Origin of the sequence: Streptomyces sp. NBC_00414 (genome assembly GCF_036038375.1) — a bacterium.
Lineage (GTDB): Bacteria > Actinomycetota > Actinomycetes > Streptomycetales > Streptomycetaceae > Streptomyces.
This window is the reverse complement of sequence record NZ_CP107935.1, coordinates 2,721,845-2,737,520: the sequence shown is the minus strand read 5'-3', so window position 1 is coordinate 2,737,520 and position 15,676 is coordinate 2,721,845. Positions and strand designations below refer to the sequence as shown.

Annotated in this window: 14 protein-coding genes; 4 read left to right on the top strand and 10 right to left on the bottom strand. The window is 71.6% G+C overall.

All coding sequences use genetic code 11. The features are described from left to right. The first annotated feature begins 75 nt into the window (after window positions 1-75). Complete coding sequence (hemE, locus tag OHS59_RS11715) at window positions 76-1,143, top strand: uroporphyrinogen decarboxylase (protein WP_328493343.1); 1,068 nt, start codon at window positions 76-78, stop codon at window positions 1,141-1,143. Between the two features lie 78 nt (window positions 1,144-1,221). On the opposite strand, the gene OHS59_RS11710 is transcribed toward hemE, so the two are convergent. After that, entirely contained in the window at window positions 1,222-2,043 is an 822-nt protein-coding gene (locus OHS59_RS11710) for a rhomboid family intramembrane serine protease (RefSeq protein WP_328493342.1), read from the bottom strand. A 102-nt stretch (window positions 2,044-2,145) separates the two neighbouring features. Between OHS59_RS11710 and OHS59_RS11705 the strand changes: the two genes are divergently transcribed. Continuing rightward, window positions 2,146-2,493: a hypothetical protein gene (locus OHS59_RS11705; RefSeq protein WP_328493341.1), complete on the top strand. Its 348-nt coding sequence runs from the start codon at window positions 2,146-2,148 to the stop codon at window positions 2,491-2,493. A 101-nt stretch (window positions 2,494-2,594) separates the two neighbouring features. Here the strand turns inward: OHS59_RS11705 and OHS59_RS11700 are convergent, their stop codons facing one another. Beyond that, window positions 2,595-3,995: an FAD-dependent oxidoreductase gene (locus tag OHS59_RS11700; protein ID WP_328493340.1), complete on the bottom strand. Its 1,401-nt coding sequence runs from the start codon at window positions 3,993-3,995 to the stop codon at window positions 2,595-2,597. A gap of 67 nt (window positions 3,996-4,062) precedes the next feature. Next, window positions 4,063-5,058, bottom strand: coding sequence for a DUF4349 domain-containing protein (locus OHS59_RS11695; RefSeq protein WP_328493339.1), 996 nt, complete (start codon window positions 5,056-5,058; stop codon window positions 4,063-4,065). 172 nt (window positions 5,059-5,230) lie between these two features. On the opposite strand from OHS59_RS11695, the gene hemG reads away from it, so the two are divergent. Next, the gene (hemG, locus tag OHS59_RS11690; protein WP_328493338.1) at window positions 5,231-6,724 is read left to right on the top strand and encodes a protoporphyrinogen oxidase; all 1,494 of its coding nucleotides are present in this window, start codon (window positions 5,231-5,233) and stop codon (window positions 6,722-6,724) included. A 4-nt stretch (window positions 6,725-6,728) separates the two neighbouring features. Further along, on the top strand, window positions 6,729-7,460 hold the full coding sequence (gene hemQ, locus OHS59_RS11685) for a hydrogen peroxide-dependent heme synthase (RefSeq protein ID WP_328493337.1): 732 nt from the start codon (window positions 6,729-6,731) through the stop codon (window positions 7,458-7,460). A 147-nt stretch (window positions 7,461-7,607) separates the two neighbouring features. On the opposite strand, the gene OHS59_RS11680 is transcribed toward hemQ, so the two are convergent. The 7 genes from OHS59_RS11680 to OHS59_RS11650 form a co-directional block, all read right to left on the bottom strand. Further along, window positions 7,608-9,182 carry an alpha/beta hydrolase gene (locus tag OHS59_RS11680; RefSeq protein ID WP_328493336.1) on the bottom strand — a complete coding sequence of 525 codons (1,575 nt, stop codon included), beginning with the start codon at window positions 9,180-9,182 and terminating at the stop codon, window positions 7,608-7,610. Between the two features lie 150 nt (window positions 9,183-9,332). Next, window positions 9,333-10,106 carry a TIGR04222 domain-containing membrane protein gene (locus OHS59_RS11675; RefSeq protein ID WP_328493335.1) on the bottom strand — a complete coding sequence of 258 codons (774 nt, stop codon included), beginning with the start codon at window positions 10,104-10,106 and terminating at the stop codon, window positions 9,333-9,335. A gap of 104 nt (window positions 10,107-10,210) precedes the next feature. Further along, window positions 10,211-10,993 (bottom strand): DUF4142 domain-containing protein, encoded by a 783-nt coding sequence (locus OHS59_RS11670; protein WP_328493334.1) that lies wholly within the window; start codon window positions 10,991-10,993, stop codon window positions 10,211-10,213. Between the two features lie 414 nt (window positions 10,994-11,407). Continuing rightward, window positions 11,408-12,874 (bottom strand): DUF692 domain-containing protein, encoded by a 1,467-nt coding sequence (locus OHS59_RS11665; RefSeq protein ID WP_328493333.1) that lies wholly within the window; start codon window positions 12,872-12,874, stop codon window positions 11,408-11,410. A 147-nt stretch (window positions 12,875-13,021) separates the two neighbouring features. After that, window positions 13,022-13,816, bottom strand: coding sequence for a DUF4142 domain-containing protein (locus tag OHS59_RS11660; RefSeq protein ID WP_328493332.1), 795 nt, complete (start codon window positions 13,814-13,816; stop codon window positions 13,022-13,024). A gap of 211 nt (window positions 13,817-14,027) precedes the next feature. Next, entirely contained in the window at window positions 14,028-14,381 is a 354-nt protein-coding gene (locus OHS59_RS11655; protein WP_328493331.1) for a nuclear transport factor 2 family protein, read from the bottom strand. 18 nt (window positions 14,382-14,399) lie between these two features. After that, window positions 14,400-15,326 carry a hypothetical protein gene (locus tag OHS59_RS11650; RefSeq protein ID WP_328493330.1) on the bottom strand — a complete coding sequence of 309 codons (927 nt, stop codon included), beginning with the start codon at window positions 15,324-15,326 and terminating at the stop codon, window positions 14,400-14,402. Window positions 15,327-15,676: the final 350 nt, after the last annotated feature.

Below are 15,676 nucleotides of genomic sequence, written 5' to 3'. Positions count from 1 at the left end.
ATCAGGTGCGGGCCGGGGCGTGCCCGCGCCGGACCCCGGCTCCGGGCGCCTCCCGACCGTGCGAGACTTTTCGTCGTGAGCGTCATTGACCGCCCCAAGGGCCAGCAGCCGACCGCGACATACGACTCCGCCTTCCTCAAGGCGTGCAGGCGTGAACCCGTGCCGCACACGCCCGTGTGGTTCATGCGGCAGGCCGGGCGCTCACTGCCCGAGTACCTGAAGGTGCGCGAGGGCATCCCCATGCTGGAGTCCTGCATGCGGCCCGAGCTGGTCGCCGAGATCACCCTCCAGCCGGTCCGCCGGCACAACGTGGACGCGGCGATCTACTTCAGCGACATCGTCGTACCGCTGAAGGCCATCGGTGTCGACCTCGACATCAAGCCCGGTGTGGGCCCCGTCGTCGAGAAGCCGATCCGCACCCGCGCCGACCTCGACCAGCTGCGCGATCTGACGCCGGACGACGTCCGGTACGTCACCGAGGCGATCGGGCTGCTCACCCGTGAGCTGGGTTCGACCCCCCTCATCGGCTTCGCGGGCGCGCCCTTCACCCTCGCGAGCTACCTCGTGGAGGGCGGTCCTTCCCGCAACCACGAGCACACCAAGTCCCTCATGTACGGCGACCCGCAGCTCTGGGCCGATCTGCTCGACCGGCTCGCCGACATCACGGCCGCCTTCCTGAAGGTGCAGATCGAGGCCGGCGCCTCCGCCGTCCAGCTCTTCGACTCCTGGGTCGGCGCCCTCGCCCCCGCCGACTACCGGCGCTCCGTGATGCCCGCCTCCGCGAAGGTCTTCCAGGCCGTCGGGGAGTACGGCGTCCCGCGCATCCACTTCGGTGTCGGTACGGGGGAGCTGCTCGGGCTCATGGGCGAGGCCGGGGCGGATGTCGTCGGCGTCGACTGGCGGGTGCCGCTCGACGAGGCCGCCCGGCGGGTCGGGCCCGGGCGGGCGCTCCAGGGGAACCTGGACCCGGCCGTTCTCTTCGCCCCCACCTCGGTCGTGGAGGAGAAGGCCCAGGAGGTGCTGGACGCTGCCGCGGGGCTGGAGGGGCATGTGTTCAATCTTGGGCACGGGGTTCTGCCGTCCATGAGCCCTGACGCGTTGACGGGGCTCGTGGAGTACGTGCACGCGAACTCGCAGCGCTGAGGCCGGGGGCCACCGGGTCGGTCTTCACCTGCGGGCCGGTGGGGGCCGGTCGCGTGGTTCCCCGCGCCCCTGATAGGGCTACCAGCGGTGGTGGGCTCTCCTGCCCCACAGGAGGCCGCGGGGCTCCGGTGGGGGCGGGGTGCCCCGGCGCAGGGGCCAGGCCAGGAGCATGCCCGTCAGGAAGCCGACCACGTGGGCCACGTACGCGACGGTGCCGGCCCGGGAGACGCCCGTGCCGGACGAGTACACCGCCTGGAGGCCGAACCAGAAGCCCAGCACGATCCAGGCGGGCAGCCGCAGTGGCAGGAAGATCAGGAACGGGACCAGGACCCAGACCCTGGCCCGCGGGTAGAGGACCAGGTACGCGCCCAGCACTCCGGCGATCGCGCCCGACGCACCGATCAGCGGGTCGCCCGAGTCCGAGTTGACGAGCGCGAAGCCGTAGGCGGCCGCGTAGCCGCAGGCCACGTAGAAGAGCGCGTAGCGGATGTGGCCGAGGCGGTCCTCGATGTTGTTGCCGAAGATCATCAGGAAGAGCATGTTGCCGAGCAGGTGCACCCAGCCGCCGTGCAGGAACATCGCCGTGAGCACCGAGAGCTGCGGCGACTTGTCGTAGCCGGGCGGGCCGACGACACAGCCCCGTCCGCCGGAGCCGACGCCCACGGCACCGGTGGGGACCGACGTCGGGAGCTGCCCGTGGATCAGCTCCCGCGGGACCAGCGCCCAGTGGTCCAGGAACGCCTGCAGATGGCACAGCTGGGCCGGACCGCCGCTCTCGCCGGTGAGCGAACTGGCCACCCCCGGAGTGGCCAGGAAGACCACGAGGTTGGCGGCGATCAGCACGTACGTCACATAGGGCGTGCGGCGTGCCGGGTTCACGTCATGGACTGGTATGACCACGGGGAAATCCTGCCCCGGTTCCGGGAGTCTGAACGGGGACGCGGCGGCATGCGTATGTTTCGGCAACCGCCCGTGATCCCAGCAATACGTGAGGAACAGGTCATGAACGACCGAGCCACTCAGCCGTTGATCGCAACCCCGGACGGCGAGGCGGAACTCGCCGTGGTCCTCAGGCTGTCCTGGGAGGACGTGGCCGCGCTCGGCCAGGAGGCGGGGCGGCTGGCCGCGAGCATGCAGCGGCCCGTGACACTGGACGAGGCGGCGAGTCATCGGCTGCGGGCGCGGCAGGTGGGGTCGCATGCGCGGCAGGCCCCCGCGTCCGCCATGCCGGCGGCCGCGCCCGCCGTGGGCGGACCTCAGGTGTCCGCGGTCTCCTCGTTGTCGAGGACGCCGGGGGAGCAGGCCCGGCAGGCCATAGAGAAGATCAACGGGAATGCGCAAGGGGCTTGAGCGGCCCTTTTTCAGGCGTCGTGTTCGGCTGACCGCCGGTGAGGGCTGGGCGCGCGGTTCCCCGCGCCCCCAAGAGGCCTGCGGCCCTCAGGGACACGGGCCTACCGGGCGCTCTTGCGTACCGCCGCCACCGCCTTGCGGGCCGCTACCAGGATGGGGTCCCAGACCGGGGAGAACGGTGGGGCGTAGCCGAGGTCCAGGGCTGTCATCTGTTCCACCGTCATGCCCGCCGTGAGGGCCACCGCTGCGATGTCCACGCGCTTGGCGGAGCCCTCGCGGCCGACGATCTGGACGCCCAGGAGGCGGCCGGTGCGGAGTTCGGCGAGCATCTTCACCGTCATGAGGTCGGCGTTCGGGTAGTAGCCCGCGCTGTTCGTCGACTCGATCGTGACCGCCTCGAACCGCAGCCCCGCCCGGTGCGCGTCCTTCTCGCGCAGGCCCGTACGGGCGATCTCCAGGTCGCAGACCTTGCTCACCGCCGTGCCGACGACACCGGGGAACGTGGCGTAGCCGCCGCCGACGTTCGAACCGATGACCTGGCCGTGCTTGTTGGCGTGGGTGCCCAGCGCGATGTGGCGTTCGCGGCCCGAGACCAGGTCGAGCACCTCGACGCAGTCGCCGCCCGCCCAGATGTTCTCGTGGCCGCGCACCCGCATCGCCAGGTCCGTCAGCAGCCCCTTGTGATCGCCCAGCGGCAGCCCCGCGGCCTCGGCGAGCGTGGTCTCCGGCCGGACGCCGAGGCCGAGGACCACCACGTCCGCCGGGTACTCGGCGTCCTCCGTGGCGACCGCGCGGACCCGCCCCTCCCCGCCGGTGAGGATCTTGGTGACCTCGGCGTCGTTCACCATCGTGATGCCCATGCCCTCCATGGCCACGTGCACCAGGCGGCCCATGTCCGGGTCGAGCGTGGACATGGGCTCCTTGCCGCGGTTGACGACCGTCACCTCGTACCCGCGGTTGATCAGCGCCTCGGCCATCTCCACGCCGATGTAGCCCGCGCCGATCACGACCGCGCGGCGGCCCTCCGTACGGCTCAGCGTGTCGAGGAGGGCCTGTCCGTCGTCGAGGGTCTGCACACCGTGCACCCCGGGGGCGTCGATGCCGGGCAGCGACGGCCGCACCGGACGGGCGCCCGTCGCGATCACGAGCTTGTCGTACGACGTCCACGCCTCGGTCCCGGCCTCCAGGTCGCGCGAGCGCACCCGGCCGCCCCCGACGTCGAGTTCCGTGACCTCGGTACGCATCCGCAGGTCGATGCCGCGCTCCCGGTGCTCCTCGGGCGAGCGGGCGATCAGCTTGTCCCGGGTCTCGACCTCGCCGCCCACCCAGTACGGGATGCCGCACGCCGAGTAGGAGCTGAAGTGCCCTCGCTCGAAAGCGATGATCTCCAGCTCGTCGGGGCCCTTCAGCCTGCGTGCCTGGGACGCGGCGGACATGCCCGCCGCGTCCCCTCCGACGACCACCAGACGCTCTTTCGTACGGTTCTCGCGGCTCATAGTCATGCGAACACGCTACGGGGACCGGGCATTTCAGTCCCGCGCGGGCTCGCTCGGTTCTGGTCGTTCTCGCTCAGTCCTTGTCGTCGCGCTCCGGCCGGACGGGCGGAGCCACCGGCAGTGACCCCGTGCTCGTACCCGGGGCCGCCGCGGCCGGACGGGCCGGCGTCCGGCCGCGCAGGAACCGCACCCAGAGGAACAGCAGCAGCGCCGTGCCCACCAGGAAGGGCAGCAGCGCGCCCAGCGCCAGCGCGATCCAGCGGAACATGGTGACGAACGCGTCCCAGCCGCCCCCGAGCGCGTCCGCGAAACCGGGGTCGTCGTCCTCGGCGGCCTTCTTCACCGGCGTCTCGGACAGCGACAACGTGATCGTGGCCAGGCTCGTACGGTCCTTCAGGGAGGCCTGCAGCGCCAGCAGCGACTCCAGGTCGGCCTGACGCGTGCTCAGCTCGCCCTCCAGGGTGACCACATCGCTCAGCTTGGTGGCCCGGTCCATCAGCTCGCGGATCCGCGCCACACTGACCCGCTGCGACTTGATCCGGCTCTCCACGTCGACGACCTGCTCGGTGACGTCCTCCGCCTTCGCCTTGCGGTCGATGAGCTTGCCCGAACCCTCCAGCTCCGTGAGGACCTCCTCGTACTTGTCCGCCGGGATCCGCAGGACGACACGGGAACGCTCGCGGCCCTCGGAGTCGCGGTCCGTGGTCTCGTTGCCGACCATGCCGCCCGCGTTCTCGACCGTGGTACGGGTCTCGGCGAGGGACTTCGGCACGTCCTTGACCTGCACGGTCAGCGAGGCGGTGCGGATGATGTGGGTGGTCGGCCGCGTCGGCGAGTCGGCCTGCTCGGCCTTGCCGCCGCCCGCGCCGCTGTCGGCCGCGCCCGGTCCCGCCTGCGCGGCGTTCGGAGGGGCCGCCTTGTTGTCGGCCGAGCTGTCCCCGCCGGTGTCGTCCGCGCCCGTGCACCCCGTGAGGGCGAGGGCGCCGGCGAGCAGCAGCGCCGAGAGGACCTGGACGGGCCGGGCCGATCGATACCGCTTGGTGCCGCTGCCGCTGCCGCGTGTCCGCATGTCGGTGTACCCCCGAGGTGTCGTGATGTCTGACGTTCCTTCGACGCCCGAGCCCCGTACGACGTTGGCCTGATCCGGTCCCGATGCGGTCACGGTCCGGCCTCGTCATGGATACCCTCCTCGCCCGCCGGGGGCCCGGGGGACGGCGTGCGGGGTCTGGGACAGTGGAGACATGCACGCAGACACACGTACGGGCCCGGGTCACGTCGTCGTCATCGGAGGCGGCATCGCCGGTCTGGCCGCCGCGCACCGGCTGCTGAACGGCGGCGCGCGGGTGACCGTCCTGGAGGCCTCGGACCGGCTCGGCGGCAAGCTCCTGCCGGGCTCGATCGCGGGCTCCCGGGTCGATCTCGGCGCCGAGTCGATGCTCGCGCGACGGCCCGAGGCGGTCGCGCTCGCCCACGAGGTGGGCCTCGCGGACCGGCTCCGGCCGCCGAACACGGCGGGCGCCTCGATCTGGACGCGCGGGGAGCTCAGGCCCATGCCCAAGGGACACGTCATGGGCGTCCCCGGGGACGCGGCCGCCCTCTCCGGAGTCCTCTCCGACGAAGGACTGCGCCGCGTCGAGCGCGACCGCGACCTGCCGCGCACGGAGGTCGGCGACGACGTGGCGGTGGGCGGCTTCGTCGCGGAGCGCCTGGGCCGCGAGGTCGTCGACCGGCTCGTCGAGCCCCTGCTCGGCGGCGTCTACGCGGGCGACGCGTACCGCATCTCGATGCGCTCGGCCGTGCCCCAGCTCTTCGAGGCGGCCCGTACGCACACCTCGCTCACGGAGGCGGTCCGCGAGATCCAGGCGAAGGCCGCGCACCACCGGCGGCCGGATCAGCCGGCGGCCCCGGTCTTCATGGGCATCGAGGGCGGCGTCGGTCAACTGCCGCTCGCCGTCGCCGAGTCGGTACGCGCCCGGGGCGGCGGGATCGTCACGGGAGCGCCGGTCACGGAGCTGCGCCGGGTCGTGGGCGACGCGGCCGGTGCCGAACGGCACGAGGGCTGGCGGGTCGTGGCGGGCGGCCGGGTGCTGGAGGCCGACGCCGTCGTCGTGGCCCTGCCCGCGGGAGCCGCCGCCGAACTGCTCGCCGCCGAGGCCCCCGCCGCCGCGGCCGAGCTCACGGCCGTCGAGTACGCGTCCATGGCGCTGATCACCCTCGCCTACCGCCGCGACGGGACGGCGCTCCCCGAAGGCAGCGGCTTCCTCGTCCCGCCCGTCGACGGACGGACCATCAAGGCGTCGACGTTCGCGTCCCAGAAGTGGGGCTGGATCGCCGAGGAGAACCCGGACGTGGTGGTCCTGCGCACCTCGGTCGGCCGGTACGGCGAGACGGCGATCCTGGGCCGAGACGACGCGGACCTCGTCGACGTCTCCCGCCACGACCTGCGCGAGGCCACCGGACTCACCGCGGAGCCCCTGGAGACCCGGGTGACACGCTGGGACGACGGACTGCCCCAGTACCCGGTCGGGCACCACGCGCGCGTGGCCCGCATCCGCGCACACGTCGCACGGCTGCCCGGTCTCGCCGTGTGCGGAGCGGCGTACGACGGCGTGGGCATCCCGGCCTGCGTCGCGAGCGCGAACGCCGCCGTGGACCGGCTGCGGGGCGACGACCGGCTGACGGACGCGCTGATCGCGAACCCGGTGCAGAGCCTGCACGGCGGAGCGGGAGAATAGCCCCATGAGTGACGACGCCCCCACCACCGGCCAGGCCAGGACCCCGAACGCCGGCAAGAAGGCCAAGGACCTCAACGAGGTCATTCGCTACACCCTCTGGTCCGTGTTCAAACTGCGTGACGTGCTCCCGGAGGACCGCACCGGCTACGCGGACGAGGTCCAGGAGCTCTTCGACCAGCTCGCCGCCAAGGACGTCACGGTCCGCGGCACGTACGACGTGTCGGGGCTGCGCGCCGACGCCGACCTCATGGTCTGGTGGCACGCCGAGACCGCCGACCAGCTGCAGGAGGCGTACAACCTCTTCCGCCGTACGAAGCTGGGCCGCGCGCTCGATCCGGTCTGGTCGAACATGGCGCTGCACCGGCCGGCGGAGTTCAACCGCTCGCACGTGCCCGCGTTCCTCGCCGACGAGACGCCGCGCGACTACATCAGCGTGTACCCGTTCGTGCGCTCCTACGACTGGTACCTGCTGCCGGACGAGGACCGGCGCCGGATGCTCGCCGACCACGGGAAGATGGCCCGCGGCTTCCCCGACGTGCGGGCCAACACGGTCGCCTCGTTCTCGCTCGGCGACTACGAGTGGATCCTCGCCTTCGAGGCGGACGAGCTGTATCGCATCGTCGACCTCATGCGGCACCTGCGGGCGTCCGAGGCGCGCATGCACGTCCGGGAAGAGGTCCCGTTCTACACGGGCCGCCGCAAGTCCGTGACGGAACTGGTGGCGGGCCTGGCCTGATCTTCCAAAGGGCGCGGGGAACGGCGCAGTCTTTTGCCTTTCAGGGGCGCGGGGAACGGCGCAGTCTTTTGGGGGCGCGGGGAACGGCGCAATCGTTGAGGCCCGGTAGGGGCCGGTCACGCCGTTCCCCGCGCCCCCAAGAAGCCCCTAGCGGGGCTCCGGGGGCCTGTGCGGGGCACAGGTCGCCCCGGCGGCCGGGACCCGGCCTTCCAGCAGGTATGCGTCCAAGTGGGCGTTGACACACCGGTTGGACCCGCCACCGATCCCGTGCGACCCCGACGCCCGCTCGGTGACCAGCGCGGAGCCGGAGAGCCGCCGACGCATCTCCAGCGCCCCCGCGTACGGCGTCGCGGCGTCCCGCTCGGCGGCGAGAATGAGCGTGGGCGCCAGCTCACCAGGAACCGTGCGGACATCCAGCGGCCGCTGCCGAGGCAGCGGCCAGAACGCGCACGGCAGGTTCATCCACGCGTTGGACCACGTCTCGAAGGGCGCCACGCGCGCGAGGCGTGTGTTGTCGCGGTCCCAGGTGTGCCAGGCCCGCGGCCAGGGCGCGTCGTTGCACTCGACCGCCGTGTAGACGGCCTTGCCGTTCTCCTGCTCCTTCACCGAGTCCGGGTGCGGCGCCGCCTGCCGGATCAGCGGCTGCGGGTCGCCGCTGAGGTACGCGGAGAGCGCCCGCGCCCGCTGCGGCCAGTAGTCGTCGTAGTACCCGGCCTGCAGGAACGCGCCCTGCAGTTGTCCGGGCCCGACCTCGCCGCCCGCGGGCTCCGCCGCGAGCCGTGCCCGCGCCGTCTCGTAACTGCGCTGCACCTCCTCCGCCGTGCGGCCCAGCCCGTACACCTTGTGGTGCTCGGCGATCCAGGTGCGGAAGTCGGCCCAGCGGGTCTCGAAGGCGGCCGACTGGTCGAGGTTGTTCCGGTACCAGACCTTCGCCGGGTCCGGGTTCACGGCCGAGTCGAGGACCATCCGGCGTACGTGCGACGGGAACAGTTCCGCGTACAGGGCTCCGAAGTACGTGCCGTAGGACGCCCCCATGAAGGTCAGCTTCCGCTCGCCCAGGGCGGCGCGCAGGACGTCCAGGTCGCGGGCGTTGTTGACCGAGGTGAAGTGCCTGATCGCGCGGCCCGACCGCTCGACGCAGCCACGGGCGTAGGCCTTCGCCCGGGCGACGCGCTCCTCCTTGTACGACTCCGAGGGGTCCGTCGGTGACGGAGCGGGCCCCTTCAGGAGCAGTTTCGGGTCCTGGCAGGAGATCGGCGCCGAGCGGCCCACCCCGCGTGGGGCGTACCCGACGAGGTCGTACGCCGACGCGATGCGCTTCCACTCCGGGATCATGCCGATCAGCGGGAAGTACATGCCGGACGCGCCGGGGCCGCCCGGGTTGTAGACGAGCGCACCCTGCCGGGGGACGGACCGCTTGCCGTTCCTCGGGTCCCTGCCGGTCGCCCGCACCCGGCTGACGGTCAGCTTGATCTGCTCGCCGTCGGGGTGCGCGTAGTCGAGCGGGACCGTCACCGTGCCGCACTGCAGGCTGCCCGGACCGTCCTGGTCCTCGGAACACGTCCCGAAGCGGATGCCGTCGTCGGCGGCGCGTGCGGCGGCGACCGCCGTGCCGTGCCGCTCGGCCCGGTCGGACCGGATCTGCGCGCTGCCGGCGGGCGCGGCGACGACAGTGGCCAGGACCAGGGATCCGGCTGTTCCGTAGAGGACGGCGGCTCTCATCGCTTTCCCTTCAGTGCACGGCAGCAACAGAAGGGATGCTTCGTTCGGGGCTCGGCGAAGTAAAGCACCGGCCCGCGGATGTCGGCCCAATGACCCCGATGCGCGTCCGGCGCGCGCCCCGTGCTCCGGACGCGCGTTCAGGCCGAGCGCTCAGGTGTGTGGTTCGCGGTGCCCGAAAGCCGCCCGCAGATCCGGTTCGCCGACCGCGCGGATACCCCGTACGGCCACGGTGGTGAGGTACGTACGGTCGTCGCAGTCGGTGTCCGCGCGGCGGGTCAGGGCGCTGAGCAGGTGCTGTCCGGCCGGGGACGCCCAGCGGGTGTAGGGGTGCACCTCGATCCGGGCGATGGCGAGGCAGCTCATGGTGAGGATGAGGGGCAGCGTGAACCAGACGGCCACCAGCGCCCGCTCGTGCTGGACCTGAGAGGGCAGCAGCAGCGCGACGGCGGCCAGCACCAGGACGGCCGCCGCGGCCGACCGCACCTGGCGCACGGCGCCCGCGACGGTGGTCCGCGCACCGTCCGGCACGGCGAGGCCCGCCGCGACGAGACGGTCGGCGAGGGCGCGTACGGACTCCGCGGCGGCGGCGCTCCTGCGGACCGGCGCTATCCGGGACTGTCCGTCGGGGCCTATCGCGCCGAGGACGGAGCGCTCCATCTCGTCCTGGCCACGCGGGTCCACGACGGTCGCCCAGCCGGTGTGGGCGAGCAGCAGGCGGCGCTGGCGGGCCATCGACACGAGGGTCAGATCGGCGACCCGCGCGGGGCCGCCCGACAGGAACGCGGCCTCGTAGAGCGTCAGGCCGCGTCCCTGGAGCGTGTGATTGTCGTCCGCGGCGGCGGCGCGGACGGAGGCAAGGCACAGGCGCGTACAGGCGATGCCCGCCGCGGCCCAGGCGAGGAGAAGGAGGAGGACCCAGAGCATGCGGGATTTCTATGCGACGGAGGACCGGCTCCGCCACGGCTTGTTCACAATTTGGACGAAGCATCGCCATGGGGTGACGTTTCGAGTCGGTGCCACTCCGGTTGTTACGGCTTTCTGTCCTTGCCGTCCGGCGGTGGGGCGGTCGCGGCCGGCGGCAGGGAGTAGGTCGGTGAGGGGGAGGCCGAGGCGGGGGCGGGCGGACTGGGCGAGGCCGTCGGGCCGGGCGGCGCGGGGGAGTTGGTGAGCGGGGGCGCGCTCGCGGAGGCCGCGTCACGGGCCAGGGCTTCGAAGTCGACCAGGCCGGTGGCCTCCAGGACCGTGATGTGGTCGAGGACCGTGGTGTTCGCGTCGTCGGCGAGGCCGCGGACGAGCGAGTTGCGGGTGTTCGCACGGACCTGGGCGACCAGTCCGAACACCTTGCCGTGCGCGCCGCGGAGGATGTTCGCGAACTGCCTGTCGTACTCCTCGCCCCGTGCGGCGCTCAGCGTGGTGAGCCAGGCCCGCTGCTGTTCGCTGGGCTGGTTGGGCAGTTCGAGGCCGAGCCGCGCGGCCACGTTGCGCACGCGCGCGTCCAGAAACGTATGGCCCTCGACGAGGTGCTCGCCGGCCGTCCGCACGGCCTTGGTGGTGCCGCGTTCCTCGGCCTGCTGGCCGGCGGGCAGCTCCCACAGGCCCGCGAGCCGGACCTTCGTGACGAACTCGCGGTCCAGCGCGGACAGCGGGCCGAAGTTCGTCGACACGGTCTCGGCGTTCAGCGTGTCCACGCCGGTGCCCGACCGGTCGGCGTACGACCAGATCGGGAAGACCAGTGCCGCGAGGGTCGCCGTCAGGGCCGTGATGATCAGCCCGGTGCCGGTGAACAGTCCGCGGGCGTTGATGGATCGCATGGTGCCTCCTGTTGCGGCACCGCACGTTAGTGCGCTTCTGGTGTGGGTTGGCATATTACTTCGTGGCGTACGCCAACTGTGGTACGGGTTTGGACGAATGCAGTATGCAGCCTGAACGGGCCGTTGGGAACGGTGTTTCCGCAGGCGGGAGCGGTGCCGCGGGCGGCGGTCGCGGCCCGGCCGGGCTCCGCGCGCGACAGGTACGTACCGGAGTCGCTGTGTGCCCGCTGGGTGCGTGCCCGCGCGGCCCGGTCGTCGCGGGGCCGCGCTGAACAGGCACGGGACCCGCGTTCGTGTACATACCGGGTACGTCTGTCGCCCGGGTGAGCGATGTCACGGGCGAGGAGGGCCCTCTACACTCCGCGTCGACCGATTCTCAACGCTTCAGCCCTGGTGCCCTGGTGCCCTGATGCCTCAACGCCTCAGCAGGACCCGGCGTGTGGCACGTGCCAGCCGGGCCGCCGGGCGCTGCGACAGCGGTGCGGGGCCCGAGCGCTCCAGCCACCACTCGCTCAGCCCGCGCCGCACGTCCGCGTCCTCCAGTCGTCCGTCGAGCAGCAGATGCTCGGCGAAGTCCAGCGCGTCCCGCCGGTAGCCGTCGGTCATCGGGTGGCCGTGCGCGTAGGCCAGGAAGGCCTTCCGGTACGAGTCCGTCAGCAGCTCCGGCAGCTCCGGGGCGACCTTGGCCACCACATCGGCCCGCTTGCCCGCCAGTGCCCTGGCCTGGACGGCGAGCCGGGTCCGGTCGAACCCCTCGGGCACGGGCGTCCCGGCGACGAGCGCGGACAGCAGGGCGGCCTGCGCCAGCGCGAGCCGCTGACGGGCGGGCCCGGTGGCCGCCGCGGCCTGTACCCCGGCGCCCTCGACGGGAGCCGGGCCGCCGTCCGTCTCCGTGACACCGTCCGGTTCCGTGGCGCCGTCGGCCATCGAGGTGCTGCCGGTCTGCGGGCGGCTGCCGGTCTGTCGACTGCCGCCGGTCTTCGGGCCGCTGTCGGTCTCTGAAGCGCGGTCGGCTCGTGCGGGCGAGGTGTCTGCCGGTGCCGCCGCGCCGGGCGCGGCGGCCTTCTCCACCGATTCGCGGATCGCGATCAGTTCGCGCTCCAGCTCGGCCGGCTCGGGGAAGTTCTCGTCGCGCTCCAGGAGCACGCCCGGCGGACGGACCCGGGAGGCCAGTTCGGCGAGCACGTCGAGGACCACGGGGGGCACGGGGTGCGCGTGGCTGTCGTGCCAGACGCCGTCGCGCTCGAAGCCGCCGGCGACATGGACGTACGCGATGGCCTCGACGGGCAGTTCGTCGAGGGCCTTGGCGGGGTCCTCGCCGCGGTTGACGTGGTTCGTGTGGAGGTTGGCCACGTCGATGAGCAGGCGTACGCCGGTGCGGTCGACCAGGTCGTACAGGAACTGGCCCTCGGTCATCTCCTCGCCCGGCCAGGAGATCAGCGCCGCGATGTTCTCCACCGCGAGGGGCACGGGCAGCGCGTCCTGGGCGATACGGATGTTCTCGCACAGGACGTCGAGGGCGTCCCGGGTGCGGGGGACGGGCAGCAGGTGCCCGGCCTCAAGGAGCGGCGAGGCGGTCAGCGCCCCGCCGGCCCGGACGAACGCGATGTGCTCGGTGACCAGCGGGGAGCCGAGGGCCTCGGCGCGGGCCGCCAGTTCGGCGAGTCTGCCCTCGGCGGGGCGGTCCGCGCCGCCGAGTCCGAGCGACACCCCGTGCGGAACCACCGTGACGCCGCGCTCCCGCAGCCGTACCAGTGATTCGGGGAGATGGCCGGGGCAGATGTTCTCGGCGACGGCCTCGACCCAGTCGATGCCGGGCATGCGCTCCACGGCCTCGGCGATCTCCGGCCGCCACCCGATTCCCGTACCCAGGTTCTTCATCGTCCCCTCCTTCACCACGGCTTCACCAGGACCTGTGCGCGTCTCCTTCGACGGACCTGTGTTCCGGCGTGACCGGGTGATGGCCCCGCCGAGCGGGGCCCAACCCATCGGCGGGGACGTTCAGAGCAACATTTGAGGTTCCGACACTCACTGCGAAGAGGGCGTGGCGTCCGGGTCCTCGGGGTCGGGGCGGTTCGTGTTGACCGTGCCCGGGGCTCCGGGGGAGGGCCGCGACGTGGTGTTGATGTCACCGGTCGCCTCGGCGGGCGGCGCCGAGCTGGGGACCACGCCGGGGACCGGTGCCGCCGGACCGGACGGGCTGGCCGTGGTTCCTGCCACCGAGTCGTTGGCGATCGCCTCGAAGTCGACGGCGCCGGTCTTCTCCAGCACCGTGATGTGGTCGAGCACCGTCTGGTTGGCATCCGAGGCGAGCTGACGTACCAGCGTGTTGCGCGTCTGGTTCCGTACCGCCCCGATCGCCGGGAAGATCTTGCCGTGGGCGGAGCGCAGGAGGTTCGCCCACACCTTGGGGTAGTCGGCTTCGCTCGCGTTGGTCATCTGCTGCAGCCAGCCCTGCTGCTGCTCGTTCGGCTGGTTCGGCAGTTCGACGCCGAGTTCCCGCGCGATCCCCCGCACCCGCTTGTCGAGGTCGGTGTGGCCGACGATCAGGTGGTCGGCGGCCTCCTTCATCGCGGGGCTGGGATTGCGTTCGAGGGCCTGCTGCCCGGCGGGCAGCTCCCACAGACCCGCCAGCCGCACCCGGACGATCAGGTCGCGGTCGGTGGCGGTCAGGGGTCCCCACTTGGTGGGTACGGTCCCGGCGGCCAGGTTCGCCGGTCCCGTGCCGGCGCGGTCGGCGTACGACCACACGGGGAACGCGAGCGCGCCGAGCGTTCCGACGAGTGCCACGATGACGAGGGCCGTACCGTTGATACGCCGCACAGGTGCCTCCGGATGTGAACCAACTGGTCGTTGGGAATCTGTACTTGGCCAGCGCCAGAAGATACGCACGGGGCGGCGGAACTGTTCAATGGTTCGTGTCTCCTGCGTCACATTTCCCGACGGTCGCTCCACGGTCCTGTCCCGGACCGCCGGACTGGGACCGCCGGACTGGGACCGCCGGACTGGGACCGCCACGTTCGGACGGCCGGACTCAGACCGCCGGACGGTAGAAGAAGGTCCTTCGGCTGATGATCAGTCCGTCGTCGATCCGGTACCAGTCCGCGAAGCCCTCGGAGAGCGCCTGTCCGGAACGGGAGACTCCGCTGAAACCGCCCCAGCAGCAGGCCTCGTTCCCGCTGCCCAGACAACCACGGATCTCATGCCTGCCATGAGCGATGACGCGTACGGTGCGGTAGAAGGTGACGAGGGAGTCCATTCCGCAGATCGGGGGATAACCCGGCCGCTCGTAGCGGATGGACTCGGCGCAGACTTCGGGAAGCGCCTCCCACTTCTCGGTGTCGACGATCGTGAAGAGTCTCAGGACCAGGTCCTCGTGGAGGTTCACCGCGGTGTCCTTCGACCGTCACGCGGCCGGGCGCCGGCCGCCGCGGGAGCGGACGTCGTTGAGTTCCAGGGAGCGCTGCCCACGCTGCAGTTCCTTGAACCAGTCGAGGAAATGGCGCACGACGTCGCCCTTCGAGTCCTTGACGATGGCGATGCCCGTGAGCTGGAAGTTCGCGGATTCCGGCAGGCCGTTGCCCTGGATGTGCTCGTTGACCTGCCAGATGATCGCGCCACCGGCGCTCCCGTCGGTGTTCCGCCGCCTCACGACCACGAACGAGATCGGGTACTTGGCGGTCACGGCGTCCAAGGACACCCGTTGGCCGGGCGCGTCCGACTTGAGGCCGATGATCCGCCGGTAGTGCTCCAGGTAGCTCGGCTCGATGGAGTCGGAGAGGAAGACGGACGAACTGTCGAGGACGTCGAGGGACGGGAGCTGTACGAGCCGGTGGTAGGAGGCACCGTGCCTGAGCCGGTTCTCGATACGCCGCAGGTAGTCCTCCTGAAGCCGCTCGATCGCGGGATCGGAGCGCCGGTGGAACACCTCGACGAAGGAGTTGACGGCCAGGATCTCGTCGCCGTCCCGGGCGGTGTCGATCACCTCGCCCGCCTTGGCGTACAACGTCGCTGCCTGCTTGAGATGCCTTGCCTCGGGGCCGTGCCGGGCGGGGAAGTACCTGATGGATGCCGCCTGGTCCCGGAACTCGTCGAACGACCGCTCCATGCGGTCGTGCAGGGCCCACACCGCGTTACGGGTCAGCCGCCCCTCGTGCGCGGTGTCGGCCGAGGTACTCATGGTGGAGTACACGAGAAAGGCGAGCAGTACCAGCACCCCGATGAGCAGGCCGGTCTGCGACGCGCTGATGCCGTTGCCGAGCCAGTCCTGAAAGATGTTCAGAACGGCGGCGAACGGAATGGCCGCCAGGAACGCGGCCAGCACGCGGTTCACTCGATGCCGTACACCGTTCCGTCCCCGATCCCCTTCGGGTGTGGAACTCCCCCGCGGTGTCGTCATGGTGTGCACCCTCTCCTTTCCTGCTCGTCCTGTGGTCGGTGGCCGGACGATTGAGTTCCGCGCGCCCCCCGGGTCGCCCGACTCCCTTGTGCCGGGGGAGGCCGGCAAGCGCCTCCCCCGACAACTCCCCTCGTTATCAACTACGTTAGGATGATATTTACGGCGATCCCATCCCAGATATCTGGGATAGCTCGTAACCTGAGGACGTGAGTTCTCAGCCACGTTCCGACCGACGCTCGGGTCGGGGTCGTCCGAGCCGGTCGCTGGACCACCATTCCGTCGCA

Excerpts from the sequence above, each read along its gene's own strand:
- OHS59_RS11695 (WP_328493339.1), bottom strand. The coding sequence starts at position 5,058 with ATGCGGACACGCGGCAGCGGCAGCGGCACCAAGCGGTATCGATCGGCC.
- hemG (WP_328493338.1), top strand. The coding sequence starts at position 5,231 with ATGCACGCAGACACACGTACGGGCCCGGGTCACGTCGTCGTCATCGGA.
- OHS59_RS11705 (WP_328493341.1), top strand. The coding sequence starts at position 2,146 with ATGAACGACCGAGCCACTCAGCCGTTGATCGCAACCCCGGACGGCGAG.
- hemQ (WP_328493337.1), top strand. The coding sequence starts at position 6,729 with ATGAGTGACGACGCCCCCACCACCGGCCAGGCCAGGACCCCGAACGCC.
- OHS59_RS11670 (WP_328493334.1), bottom strand. The coding sequence starts at position 10,993 with ATGCGATCCATCAACGCCCGCGGACTGTTCACCGGCACCGGGCTGATC.
- OHS59_RS11675 (WP_328493335.1), bottom strand. The coding sequence starts at position 10,106 with ATGCTCTGGGTCCTCCTCCTTCTCCTCGCCTGGGCCGCGGCGGGCATC.
- OHS59_RS11680 (WP_328493336.1), bottom strand. The coding sequence starts at position 9,182 with ATGAGAGCCGCCGTCCTCTACGGAACAGCCGGATCCCTGGTCCTGGCC.
- OHS59_RS11665 (WP_328493333.1), bottom strand. The coding sequence starts at position 12,874 with ATGAAGAACCTGGGTACGGGAATCGGGTGGCGGCCGGAGATCGCCGAG.
- OHS59_RS11700 (WP_328493340.1), bottom strand. The coding sequence starts at position 3,995 with ATGACTATGAGCCGCGAGAACCGTACGAAAGAGCGTCTGGTGGTCGTC.